Raw genomic sequence first — 13497 nt, forward strand, 5'->3', positions numbered from 1 at the left:
ATGAAAAAGTTTATTGTTTTAGTATTGGTATTGTTGTTGTCTTTGAACATGGTGGCATGCTCTGGACCTGAAGAGAAGCCTGCAGAGAACAACCAGGAAGCAACGGAAGAAACGGCTCAGGAGACAGGATTGAATGCTGAAGTGTTGTTCGGTACATTTGAAGTAGGTACAAGCAACTACAATATTTCGGCGGAACTTGGCAAATTGTGGGAAGATAACGGTATTGGCAAAGTTGATGTACAGCCTATATCACCTGGAGGAATGGGTGCTCCTTATCTGTTTGCAAACAACAAGGCGGACATAGCATTCATCAATGGTGCACCTGCCAAGTGGGCAATGGAGACAGGAACTCTTGGAAAAGAACCTGCAGACGGATATCTTGCAATGATAGGTGAACTTTCTGCAGTTTCAGCAGTGAATTTCCTTACAGAAGATTTCATAGAAGAATATGGCGTGTCAACGATTGAGGAAGCTATTAGACAGGAACTTCCAATAAGAATCGGATGCAGTCCTGTAGGATCGATGGATAACGAAGTTGTACAGATACTCCTGGCATACATGGGTGTAACCGAGGAAGATATAAAATCATGGGGCGGAGATGTAGTTCACGGTGGTGGATCAGACCTTGCGTCAATGGTTAAGGATGGAAAGCTTGACTTTATGCTAGACCACACATCTGTCAACTCTTCAACAATGCAGGAAGTTTCCATGACAAGTGACGTAAGATTCCTTCAGTGGGAAGAAGAGACTATAGACTATTTCGTTAAGGAAAAGGGTTTCCAGAGAGTTACAATAGCTGCAAACTCATGGAAAGGACAGGAGAACGAGCTTGTAAATGCAGGAACTCCTGACTGTCTGTTCGTATCAGACGACCTTGATGAAGAAATTGTTTACGAATTGACAAAAATCATGTGTGAAAACAGGGATTACCTTGTAAACATATTCGCATCTTTAGAGCCGTTCAATCCTGAAACATGCTGGGAGGCAGAGAAGGTTGGAGGCGTTGCGCTTCATCCTGGTGCTGAAAGATACTTCAAGGAAGCTGGTTATATCAAGTAATTTAATTACGGAGGACGGCGGCATTCGTGCCGCTCTCCTCCAATAGTAGTGGAGGTTTATAATGGCAAATACAAGAAATGAAATACAAAAATGGCGATATGCGCTCTTGGTTGTTATTTCAGTAAGTTTTATTCTTTTTCAGCTATATATAGCTATGGTCCGCCCTTTGGACAGATGGCTGCAGGTTCCCTACCATATGTGTTTCGGTCTCCTGGCTGCATTCATGTTCAGACCAATGGCTGATAATTTCAAGTCCAGGACGGCAAAAAGCCTGGCGTGGATTTATGACATCATACTTGTAGCTTTACTCATATATATAGCATACTTTTTTACGACAAATCTTAGTTTTCTGCAGAACAGAATATACAACATCGATGAAATGAGGCCTTCTGACCTTATGGCTGCTTATGCTACCATATTCGTTGTAATGGAAGCCGTCAGAAGGATCATGGGAAGGAACTTGTTTATATTCATAATGATTTTTATTATCTATGCATTCCTGGGACAGAAGCTGACGGGAATATTCCAGTTCAGGGGAATGAGCTGGCAGACATTCGGAGAGGTTATGATCATGGATGTCAACGGGATCCTTGGATCACCATTGACTGCATCCATGAATACATTGTTCTATTTCCTTGTATTCGGTGCCTTCTTCTCCTCATGCGGCGGCGGCCAGGTCCTTATAGACCTGGGTATGAAGCTTAGCGACAAGACTGTTGGAGGGCCTGCCAAGGCGGCGGTTCTTTCAAGCGGACTCATGGGAATGGTTTCGGGAAGTGCAGTGGCAAACGTATCGACTACGGGTGTAATGACAATCCCCCTTATGATAAAATCGGGATACGAGCCCCATCAGGCGGCATCCATAGAATCCATTGCTTCTACAGGAGGGCAGATCATGCCTCCTATCATGGGTATAGGAGCATTCATAATGGCGGAAATGATAGGTGTAAGTTATCTTACAATTGCATCTTCGGCACTGATACCGGCTCTGGCTTATTACGGTTCGGTATTCCTTCTGGTCCATTTCCTTGCCAAAAGAAAGCAAATGGTTTCAAAGGACTCAGGTGTCAAGTACAAATCGGAGCCGATAGTTCCGAGACTTTACCAGTTATTGCCCATAGTTGCACTTGTAACCATCATTTTCAGGGGCGGTTCATTGACGAGAGCGGCACTTACAGGTACTGCTCTGGCAATTATTGTAAGTCTGTTTTCAAAAAAGACAAGAATGTCCCTCAAGGGATATGTGGACTCAATGCTTGACGGTATAAGACAGGCGGCAGGAATTACCGTTCCGACTGCAGCCATAGGTATCATGATAGGTATCGTAATCCAATCGGGAGTAGCCAACAAGCTGACCAAGATCATAGCTAATACAGGAGATTCAAGCATAGCTCTTGCTCTTATATTCGCAATGTCGGGATGTCTTCTGCTGGGTATGGCGCTGCCTACGGTTGCTGCCTATCTTATAGCCAACATACTGTTCGGGTCAACCCTTATAAATCTGGGTCTTCCTGCACTGCCGGCGAATTTGTTCATATTCTATTTCGGAGTTATTGCGCAGATTACACCTCCTGTATGTCTTGCTTCGTTCACTGCAGCTGGAATTGCAGGTGCAAATCCCTGGAAGACTGGCTGGACGGCCTTTGGATATGCCTTTGTTGCATTCATAGTGCCTTATGTATTCGTATTCAAGCCTGAGATACTGCTCATGGACGCTACACCTTTCACCATAGCAATAGCTGTGATGATACTGGCCTGGGGAATAATATTCCTGGCTGCAGCAGTTACCGGTTACCTGTTTGTTCCAATTGACAATGTGATAATAAGGGCTGCATTCTTCATTACAGCGATTATGATTATAATACCTAACACTGTGGTAATGCTCGTAGGAAGTGCCATAGGACTAGTGTTCATCACATACTTCTTCCTTACTTCTGTGAAGAGAAAAAAGCAATTAGAGATAGCCGCTTAGAGGAATAAGGATATGATTATAGACAATATCAGAAACATATCGCTCTACAAGGAATTGGTCCCTGGCCTTGAAAAGGGATTGGAGGCTATCGAAGACAATGATAACGGAATAGGCCGATACGAGTTTGACGGAGGATTCTTCATGGTACAAGCTGGAAAGACAAAGCCCATGGATGAAGGATTCTTTGAAGCTCACAGAAAGTATGTCGATATCCAGATAGTTCTGGAGGGAAGTGAAGAGATTGCATGGGCAGATCTTCCGGATTTAAAGGAAGAGATAGCCTACAATCCTGAAAAGGACGCCCTTTATCTTAGTGGCAACATTATGCATAATATGAAAGTCAGTAAAGGAATGTTTTATATTGCATTTCCCCATGACGGACATAAAGCCGTCAGACATACTGAAAAACAACAGGAATTCAAGAAAATTGTAATTAAGTTGCCTACTGAATAAAATTTCATTGCAGGCGAAAGAGAATAAAATTAAAGCAGCATGAATTTAACTGCAGCTGCAAGGAGTACGTAACTATGGAAACTACTAAAATCCCAACATTGTTCCCTCACAACCATGCTTCAAACATCCTTCCCCTAAGCAACGGGGATGTCCTTTGTACATGGTTCGGCGGAAGCTGCGAGGGAAAGCCGGACATATCTGTACATTGTGCAAGACTGAGAGCCGGAGAAAAGAATTGGGAAACACCAATAATTCTTTCAGACGATCCTGAGCGGTCTGAACAGAATCCGATCCTTTTTGAGTTCTCCCCCGGGATCATATGGTTGATCTATACTGCTCAGGTCGGGATACATCAGGATACAGCCGTTGTGCGCTGGCGAAAGTCGGAAGACTATGGACATACATGGTCGAAAACAACTAATCTTTTCATTGAGTCGGGCATTTTTGTCAGACATCCTCCCCTGATTATTGACAACGGTGATATCCTGCTTCCCGCATACTACTGTCTGGCATCCGAGACGGGATTTCTCGGTGAGGATTTCAGTGTCATGAAGCGTTCATCCGACGGCGGCAAAACCTGGTCTGAAACTGTTATCGAAGGAGCCAAAGGGCTGGTGCACATGTCCCTTGTACAACTTGAGGATAAGACACTTGTGGGATTCTTCAGAAGCAGGAATGCAGACTACATATACAGGACAGTATCAAGTGACGACGGCAAGACCTGGTCTCTTCCGGAGCCTACAGAACTGCCTAACAACAACTCGTCCATCCAGTGCGCAAAGTTGAAGGACGGAAGGCTTGCGATGATATACAACGACACCAACAAATTCATGTCCCCTCCCGAAGAAAACAGGCCTCCGTGGTTTGACAAGGAAGACATGGATGAAATCGATATAAAGGAAACGGACAAGCCAAGTGCTGTATGGGGTGTCAGTCGTTCTCCTCTCTGCATAGCCCTGTCTGAGGATGGCGGAATTACATGGAGAAAGGAAAAGACTCTCATTACAAGGGAAGGTTTTGAAGGAGATCCTGAATTTTCATATCCATCCATCAAGGAAAGTGAAGATGGAACCATACACATTTCATTTACTTATCTTAGACAATGTATTTGCCATATTGCATTGACTGACAAATTTGAATAGGACGAAAGAAAAAATGCACAAGTGTGTTCAATTATGCACTTGTGTATTTTTATTTCTATTCTTAAGGGAAAGCTGACCTTGGAGGAGAGATGCAGTAACTGATATTTGACAATGGCTTGGGTTCATTTGAAAAAAACTTGAAGACACAGGAGATAAAGGTTATAATTATTATGATGCATTTGTGCATCTGATTGAAGATGGGTAGGAAAAATATCATACGATCTACATTTTCTATTAATGATTAAGGGGTTGATTTGTTTGGAAATCAAAGAAAAAAACAAACTGGATTTTGAAGAGATAGCCAATTATCTCCACGATGCAATTTTTGTGTCTGCAGGAGACGGCGAGGTGCTGTTTGTCAATTCAGCATATACGAGGATGACGGGCATAGCTGCCGAGGAGGTTGTCGGCAGGAATATTTCAGATCTGGAGGGGAGTCTCTTTACGAATTCTGTTACCCTCAAGGTGATCAAGAACAAAAAGGCCATGAATTCCATCGGCAAGAGTCTAAAGACGGGAAATGAGATGCTTGTGTCGGGAATACCCATATTCAATGAAGATGGAACCATCAAGTATGTAGTTGTAAACGACAGGCAGATTGAGGAACTTGAAGGTATAAAGGAAGAACTGGAATCAGCCAGGGAAAAACTGGCGGTAGCAAAAAAAGATACATATAAGAAAAAACTTGAAATAGACCATCTTAAGAAGGCTCTTGCATCAAAGAATACCATGATTGGAGTAAGCAGTCATATTGAAAGTATAAAAAATGAAATAGAGCATATAGCGGATACGGATGTCAACATTCTGATAATTGGTGAAACCGGAGTCGGCAAGGAGGTTATCGCCAATGAAGTGTATACTAAAAGCAGCAGAAGAGACAAACCCTATATAAAAATCAATTGTGCTGCAATTCCGGACAATCTTATGGAATCGGAGCTTTTCGGCCATGAAAAGGGATCCTTTACGGGTGCCGAAAAAAAGAAGATTGGACTGTTGGAATTGGCTGATGGAGGTACGGTTCTTCTGGATGAGATTGGGGAGCTTCCATTGAATCTTCAATCCAAGCTGCTTAGGGTAATTCAGCAGAAGGAAATAATGAGAATAGGCAAGAATGATCCCATTAAGGTGGATATAAGAATCATTGCAGCTACCAACAGGGATTTGAAGGCTCGTGCAGAGGAAGGAAAGTTCAGGCTTGACCTCTATTACAGGCTCAATGTACTGCCGATAAATGTGAAGCCTCTCAGGGACAGGAAGGAAGATATTCCTGAACTTGGAGATTTCTTTATAGACAGGTTCAATAAGAAATACGGAAAGAGCAAGCATTTCAATGAAGATGCCAAAAGGCTGCTCCTTGTATACGACTGGCCGGGAAATGTCAGGGAGCTTGAAAATATTATCGAGAGGCTTGTTGTTATAACGATGAACGATGAAATAGGTGAAGGGGATATCAGAAAGGTCCTTCTCATAGGTGATGATGAGAAGAATTTCGGTTCCTGCAATATTAAGGATGAGGTGGAAAAACTGGAGATAGAAATCCTCAAGAGGGCAATGAGGGAACACGGCAGCACCAGGGATATGGCCAGGGTACTTGGAATAAATCAGTCAAATGTTGTGAGGAAGATGAGAAAATACAATTTAAAGTAGAGATGCGGAAAAGCATCGAGATGCAAAAAAGCATCGAAAGACCTTTGAAGCCTGCATATGAATATTAGTGCAGGCTTGTTAATTATTGAACGATGCGATAATGCATCTGCGTTTTGTAAAAACAACATGGGAAGAACCTTTAACCAGCTTGGCAAAACAAAAAAATGCATAACCTTAAAAGTGTTGACTTTATTGGGCTAAAGGTACTTTGTAGGCTATGGGCAAGGGTGATTTCATCAGTGCATTGAAAATGTTTTCTTTTTTGGCACGCTTGTTGCACTTATATAGGGCAGGAGGTGCAAAATGATTAAAAACATTACAGTAATCGGAGCCGGAACAATGGGTCACGGCATAGCGGAATGTTTCGCTATTCATGGCTACAATGTGAGCGTATTTGAAATCAATGACAATATGAGAGAAACTGTCCTTGATATCATCAAAGAAGAGCTTGTCGTTCTGGCAGAGGAAGAAGTCATCAAAAAGGATGACTTCGAAAGCATTTTAGGAAGAATAGGGATCTATGGTGATCTGGAAGAGGCAGCAAAGGATGCAGACTATGTTGTTGAAGCTGCAGTTGAAAACGTTTCATTGAAGCAGAAAATTTTTAAATCATTGGATGAAATTTGTCCAAAACATGCAATACTATCAAGTAATACTTCAAGTCTTAAAATTTCGGATATCACAAAGGACATATCCGACGACAGAAAGAGCAAGTCACTGGTAACACACTGGTACAATCCGGCGCATATAATGCCTATTGCAGAAATCACATATTTCGGAGACACCAGTGAAGAAACTTATAAAACGGTGGAAGACCTTTATAAGTCGGTAGGGAAGAACATAGTCAAGGTTCTGAAGGATGTACCAGGACTGGTTGCCAACAGGATCCAGCAGGGTGTGGCAAGAGAGGTGTTCTCGCTCATAGAAATGGGTGTGGCGGCTCCACAGGATATCGACAATGCACTCAAGTTCGGACCTGCATTCAGGTACTGCAGTACGGGTCAGCTTGAAATAGCGGATTTCGGCGGACTTGATATATGGGCAATCGTGGGAGACAATCTTCTACCTGAAATGGACAATTCAACAAGTGCCAACAAGCTTCTCCATGAAAAGGTGCAGAATGGAAAGCTCGGTCTCAAATCTGGAGAAGGTTTCTATCAATACGCCCCTGAGGAAATTGATGGCATCAAGAGAAATTACACCAAAAAGCTGTTGACTCAGCTTAAGACCTCAAAGAACTACATATGATATTAGGAGGATAATATATGTCAATAAATTCTAAAGAAAATATAAACAGCAATAACAAGGGCAGCTTTCTTTGGAGATTCTCAAAGAATTTCCAGTTTGCAGCAGACAAGATAATACCTGATTCGTTCGTATTCTGTATCATTCTTACACTCATAGTATTTGTGCTGGGACTGGTGGTAACAGGAACAGGCCCGATAACTCTTATCAACAGCTGGTACGGAGGTCTCTGGTCAATGATTTCGTTTGCATTCCAGATGTCATTCATGGTTATCTGCTGTGGTGCTGCTGCCAAGTCTCCACAAGTTGAGAAGATACTCAAAAAGGTTGCATCGCTGCCGAAATCAAGAGCCACTGCAATGGTTATACTGCTGGTGTTCGGACTTGCATCAAGTCTAATAAACTGGGCATTTTCACTTATACTTACGCCTATACTTGCAATGCAGCTTTCAAAGAATGTAAAGGGAATGCACTTCCCTCTAATGATAGCAGCAGGATACTCTACAATGATCCTTGGACAAAGCTGGTGCCCAAGTGCTTCAGCATATGCCCTTTTGGCAACGGAAGGACACTTCCTTGCAGATAAGATTGGAGTTATTCCTCAAAACCTTACTACATACAACCCTGTAAATACAGTTTTGTTCTTCACCCTGGCAGTTGTTACAATTCTCATAGGTATAATGACAAAGCCGCCAAAGCATGAAGTTGTTTCATATGAAGGATACAAGGAAGAGGTTCATGAAGAAGCAGTAATCGAGAATATGACACCTGCAGACAAGATGAACAACAACAAGGTTCTTATGTATATACTTGGAATAGCAGGTATCATAGTTATCGGATATTCATTCGCCACAAAGGGATTCATAGGTTCACTTAACTTCAACTTTGTAATATTCCTGTTCCTTACCCTCAACACATTCCTTTACAACACACCTATCAAGTTTGTTGGTGCATTTAAGGATGCCATACAGCCGGCAACACAGGTTATGCTTCAGTTCCCATTCTATGGTGGAATCATGGGAATCATGTCGGGGTCAGGTCTTACTGCGGTAATGGCAAACGGGCTTATCCAGGTTGCAACAGCTACAACTATGCCCTTCTTCGCATACCTTTCGGCATCAATAGTAAACCTGTTTGTACCTTCACAGGGTGGACAGTGGATTATCCAGGGTCCTGTACTGGTTGAAGCGTCACAGGCGCTGAATGCTCACATACCTACAATAGTAAATGCATTCATACTTGGAGACGAGGCTACAAACCTTATCCAGCCTCTATATGTAATACCTGCCCTAGCACTTGTTAATATCAAGCTCAAGGAAGTATGGGGATTCATGGCATTCATATGGTTTATATGGGCAATAGTGACAACAATAGGACTTCTGGTTTTACCGGGAATAATATAAGACAAGAAAAACTGCTTTAGCAGTTTTTAAGACGCGAAGGAAAGTTACCTTTAATGCATAACACCAATGCTTCAAGGGGTTATGCACTTCAAACTTTCCTAAGCTGTAAGAAAAACTGCAAGAAAGCAAATTACGAATTAGGAGATGAATAAAATGGCTAAAACAATTATTACAGTGGCTACAACAGGCGCGTGGCCTACAAAGAAGGATAATCCGAACATACCTCTTACACCTCAGGAAATTGCTGACGATGTATACGAATGCTATAAGGCGGGAGCCGCTGTTGCACACCTTCACATGAGAGATGACGAAGGTATGGGAACTATGAGCACTGAGAAGTTTGAAGAGACAGTCAAGCTTATTAGAGAGAAATGCGACATAATCCTCAACCTTACAACATCCGGAGACCTTAATGCAACGGATGAAACCAGACAGGCCCACCTAAAGGCAATCAAGCCTGATATGGCATCATACGACTGCGGTTCAATGAACTGGGGACACAATGCCCTTTTCATAAACCATCCGAAGTTTCTTGAAGAGCTCGGACAGACTATGCAGGACAACGGAGTCAAGCCTGAAGTTGAAATATTCGATGCTGGAATGGTTTACAACTCCCTATATTATTTGAAGAAGGGCGTACTTAAAGCACCTGTTCACTATCAGTTTGTACTTGGTGCTCCAGGTGGAACCACTGCAACTGTTGACAACCTTGTATACCTGAAGAACCTTATTCCTGAAGGATCAACATGGTCGGCTATAGGAATAGGAAGAGGACACATGCCTATACTCATGGCTGCAATTGCAATGGGTGGACATATCAGAGTGGGAATGGAAGACAATGTACTGTTTGCAAAGGGTGTTCTTGCCGAATCCAATTCACAGTTTGTAACAAGAGCTGCGAATATAATCAGGGAGTTCGGAAACCAGGTTGCAACTGTGGAAGATGCAAGGGAGATTCTTGGATTGAAGCAGGTTGTAAAAGCATAATCAACTTTCATATGACTGAGCCATAGCGTTAATTATGGAACATCATATTGGAAAAACTCCTTATATACAAACACAAAATCAACAAACAATTAGACAACATCAACAATCTTGGTTAAACAAGCCAATATGAACGTTCCTGATTATAAAACAAATCAAGAAAGACCAAAAAAGGCCATGTACGATTAAATCGATGCATGGTCTTTTTCATGTTATATTCCTCTGTATTTGATCTTCAGATCCCGGCATAGGTCCCGGACGCTTTCAGATTCATAGGAGGGAGGAGAGTCATCGGATATGGGCCTGTACTGTTGGAGGTAGTAATTTTTAGTACCGGTCATATCTACAATGTCCTTTATGTCTGAAGCATCCAGCAAAGGATAGAAGGTAGTTCTGAATTCATGGTTCTTGAAACTTTTTATTATGTTGAAACTTTCCTCCACATCGCGGAAGTCGAGACCGCATAGGTCCCTGTACTTTTGGGGAGGAGCCTTTACATCCATTGCTATATAGTCCACCAGATCTTCCTTAATCAATTCTTTGATGATCCGGGGATTTGTGCCGTTTGTATCAAGTTTTACCTTGAAGCCCATGGATTTTATCTTCCTGCAGTTGTCCTTGAGTCTGGGCTGTAGGGTTGGCTCTCCTCCGGAGATCACCACTCCCTGTATTGTTCCCGCCCTTTTGGCAAGGTGGGATATTATGTCCTGGTTGTCAACCATATCCTTCATGGTGCAAAGGTCCTTGTTGTGACAATAGGGACAGTTCATATTGCATCCCTGGGTGAAAATCACCGAAGCTATGTTTTCGGGGAAATCCACCAGGGAGGTCTTCACATATGCTGCAACTTTCATTAAATAGTTATCCTTTCCATGGAGAATTTTGTCCTGTCCTTGAACTCCTGTGTTTTTCCGTCGTTGAATCTTTGAATAGGTCTGTAGTATCCCGTTACACGACTGTATACGTCTGTGGTCTTGCCGCAGTCAGGACACTCCCAGTATTCTCCCTTTATGTATCCGTGGTCGGGACAATGGGAGAAGGTAGGGGTATAGGAGATATAGGGCATATTGTACTGTGAGAATATGCTTTTTATCAGGTTTCCCACGACCTTGGGATCCGTAACCTTGTCGCCTGTGTACAGATGCTGCACCGTACCGCCGGTATATTTGGTTTGAAGCTCGTCCTGAAGGTCCATTACCTCGAAGATATCGTCCGTATATTTCGAGGGGAGCTGGCTTGAATTTGTATAGTATGGGGTTTCTACACTTCCCTGGGTGATTATGTCAGGATATAGCTTTCTATCCTTGAGAGCAAGCCTGTATGCAGTGGATTCCGCCGGAGTGGCCTCAAGATTGTAGAGATTTCCGGTTTCTTCCTGGAACCGGCTTATCTCTTCTCTCATGAAGTCCATTATGTCGTTTGCCATCTTAAGGCCCTTATCCGAGCCTATGTCCTTGCCCATGAAATTTTCCACGGCTTCATTCATGCCTACAAGTCCGATAGTGGAGAAATGGTTCATCCAGTATTTTCCTGTCGCATCATAGTTACCTTTCAGATATTCGCTGCAGTAAGGATACAGTCCTTCTTCAGTCCATCTTTCGAGGTTTTTCCTCTTGAGTTCAAGGGATTCCCTTGCTATTTCCATATTGCTCTTAAGTATCTTGAAGAACTGCTCCCTTGTCCTTGCCTTGTATCCTATTCTAGGCATGTTAAGGGTTACAACTCCTATGCTTCCGGTAAGGGGGTTGGAACCGAAGAGTCCGCCGCCCCTTTTTCTCAATTCTCTGTTGTCAAGCCTAAGTCTGCAGCACATGGACCTGGCATCTTCAGGTGAAAGGTCCGAGTTTATGAAGTTTGCAAAATAAGGCGCACCGAATTTCACTGTAAGGTCCATCCATTTGTCCGCAACGTCCGTATCCCATGGGAATTTTTCGTCGACGTTGAGGGTCACAACAGGGAAGGTGAAGAATCTGTTGTCTGCATCACCATCCATCATGCAGTCCACGAAAGCCTTGTTGAGGATGTCCATCTCCGCCTGGAAGTTTCCGTAGTTTGTGTCCATAACCTTGCCGCCTATGGTTACAGGGGTGTCCTTAAGGTTTGCAGGACAGGTCAGGTCAAAGGTAAGGTTTGAGAAGGGAGCCTGTCCGCCTATTCTCATGGGCATGTTTATTTCGAATATGAATGACCTTAGATGCCTCCTGACTTCTGCGTAGGTCAGTTTGTCGTATCGTATGAATGGAGCAAGGTAGGTATCAAAGGATGAAAATGCCTGTGCTCCTGCGTTTTCCTGTTGTGTTGCGAATATGCTGTTTGCAAGCTGTCCCAGTATTGTTGAAAAGTGTGATGCAGGACAGCTTGACTGTCTTGAACCCCTGAATCCGTTTACGATGAGCTGATAAAGGTCCCATCCGGAACAGTATGGCGCAAGGAAGCCGAGGTCGTGGATGTGGAGGTCTCCGCTTTCGTGGGCGTTTGACACCTCTACAGGATATATTTCGTTTAACCAGTAAAGCTTTACGAATTCCTCTCTTGTATAATTGTAAAGTGCCATGACAGACCTGTCGGAACCGTTGGCATTCTCTTTTATCTGCCAGTCCGATTCGTTGAGGTAGTTGTTCATGAGGTTGATGGTTGCTCCAACCAGTGAGTCCTTCTGCCTGGCCTCCGATCTTTGCTGCCTGTAAAGTATGAATTTCTTGGCAGTCTGGGCATGACCGTTTTCTATTAAAACCTTTTCTATGGTATCCTGGATTTTTTCTATTTCTATGGGTGAATCATATTTTTTTTCAAGTACTTCCTTTACCTGGTCCGTAAGTTCCCGTGCCAGATCAAAGTCTGTTCCCCCGCAGGCCATGGCGGCCTTGAATATAGCCCTTGCAATCTTGATGTCCTTGAATTCCTTGATTTCTCCGCTTCTCTTTCTTACCGATGTTATCAAAATATTTCCTCCCTTTTTTATGTTGTGTCATTTCCATGATTTAATTGTATTCCTGATTAAATTATGGAAATGCATAGATTATATATGGGATACCGGACCCCGTAAATAGCTGTGTCGTGGATTTTACATATTTTTAACTTTTCAAGCTAATATAAAAACTCCTGCTGGGCAGGAGTTTGCGGCTTAATCACATGTTTAAATCAAGTCGACTTCCCTCCGAAGTTTCTCAAATTCGTGTAGGCAGGTCTCCTGACTCGGATTCATTCTACTTCCTTTTCCTTCCCGATTTCACCAGTGGTCACAAGGTTTCGTCATCCTTACAGTAGCGGGGGCTGTAGAGGAATTTCACCTCTTTCCCTATTATCTTCTCTTGAAGCACCTATACAATATTTAGTTACATATAGATGTTAACATACCCTATATTGGGTGTCAATGGAATTTGAATAAAAAATAAGGTTCAGTAATTAAGATGAAACTGAGGATGGAATTTGGCAACTTTCTTTCCTATATATTGGTGTTATGAATGTAATTGATGCAGATATACAACTAAGACATACACAGATTTATGTTGACAAGATGAGATATTAGTGTTATTATTTTATAGTTGCTTAAAACGAAAGTAAATTTAGTAGCAGGTAATTTCAGATTGGT

10 protein-coding genes and 1 riboswitch are annotated in these 13497 nt (G+C 42.7%); of the genes, 8 read left to right on the forward strand and 2 right to left on the reverse strand.

The features are described 5' to 3' along the window. The 8 genes from BUB05_RS02960 to BUB05_RS02995 all read left to right on the forward strand — a co-directional run bounded on the left by BUB05_RS02960 (window position 1) and on the right by BUB05_RS02995 (window position 9908). Complete coding sequence (locus tag BUB05_RS02960; protein WP_094762667.1) at window positions 1-1059, forward strand: TAXI family TRAP transporter solute-binding subunit; 1059 nt, start codon at window positions 1-3, stop codon at window positions 1057-1059. Between the two features lie 61 nt (window positions 1060-1120). Beyond that, window positions 1121-3031: a TRAP transporter permease gene (locus BUB05_RS02965; RefSeq protein ID WP_073046891.1), complete on the forward strand. Its 1911-nt coding sequence runs from the start codon at window positions 1121-1123 to the stop codon at window positions 3029-3031. 12 nt (window positions 3032-3043) lie between these two features. Further along, on the forward strand, window positions 3044-3484 hold the full coding sequence (locus BUB05_RS02970; RefSeq protein WP_073046894.1) for a NanQ anomerase/TabA/YiaL family protein: 441 nt from the start codon (window positions 3044-3046) through the stop codon (window positions 3482-3484). 74 nt (window positions 3485-3558) lie between these two features. Beyond that, window positions 3559-4626, forward strand: coding sequence for a sialidase family protein (locus BUB05_RS02975; RefSeq protein WP_073046897.1), 1068 nt, complete (start codon window positions 3559-3561; stop codon window positions 4624-4626). Between the two features lie 258 nt (window positions 4627-4884). Next, complete coding sequence (locus BUB05_RS02980) at window positions 4885-6273, forward strand: sigma-54 interaction domain-containing protein (RefSeq protein ID WP_175548495.1); 1389 nt, start codon at window positions 4885-4887, stop codon at window positions 6271-6273. 303 nt (window positions 6274-6576) lie between these two features. Beyond that, window positions 6577-7521: a 3-hydroxyacyl-CoA dehydrogenase family protein gene (locus tag BUB05_RS02985; protein ID WP_073046900.1), complete on the forward strand. Its 945-nt coding sequence runs from the start codon at window positions 6577-6579 to the stop codon at window positions 7519-7521. Between the two features lie 17 nt (window positions 7522-7538). Continuing rightward, window positions 7539-8921 carry a short-chain fatty acid transporter gene (locus BUB05_RS02990; protein ID WP_073046903.1) on the forward strand — a complete coding sequence of 461 codons (1383 nt, stop codon included), beginning with the start codon at window positions 7539-7541 and terminating at the stop codon, window positions 8919-8921. Between the two features lie 153 nt (window positions 8922-9074). Next, window positions 9075-9908 (forward strand): beta-keto acid cleavage family enzyme, encoded by an 834-nt coding sequence (locus tag BUB05_RS02995; protein ID WP_073046905.1) that lies wholly within the window; start codon window positions 9075-9077, stop codon window positions 9906-9908. Between the two features lie 209 nt (window positions 9909-10117). Here BUB05_RS02995 and BUB05_RS03000 read toward each other — a convergent pair whose 3' ends face one another. Both BUB05_RS03000 and BUB05_RS03005 read right to left on the reverse strand, forming a co-directional pair. Further along, window positions 10118-10759 carry an anaerobic ribonucleoside-triphosphate reductase activating protein gene (locus BUB05_RS03000; RefSeq protein WP_073046908.1) on the reverse strand — a complete coding sequence of 214 codons (642 nt, stop codon included), beginning with the start codon at window positions 10757-10759 and terminating at the stop codon, window positions 10118-10120. Further along, window positions 10759-12846 carry a ribonucleoside triphosphate reductase gene (locus BUB05_RS03005; RefSeq protein WP_073046911.1) on the reverse strand — a complete coding sequence of 696 codons (2088 nt, stop codon included), beginning with the start codon at window positions 12844-12846 and terminating at the stop codon, window positions 10759-10761. Before BUB05_RS03005 ends, BUB05_RS03000 begins: the two co-directional genes overlap by 1 nt. A 222-nt stretch (window positions 12847-13068) precedes the next feature. Then, window positions 13069-13244: riboswitch (cobalamin riboswitch) on the reverse strand. Window positions 13245-13497: the final 253 nt, after the last annotated feature.

This window comes from Dethiosulfatibacter aminovorans DSM 17477 (assembly GCF_900142005.1).
GTDB classification, from domain to species: Bacteria; Bacillota; Clostridia; order Tissierellales; family Dethiosulfatibacteraceae; genus Dethiosulfatibacter; species Dethiosulfatibacter aminovorans.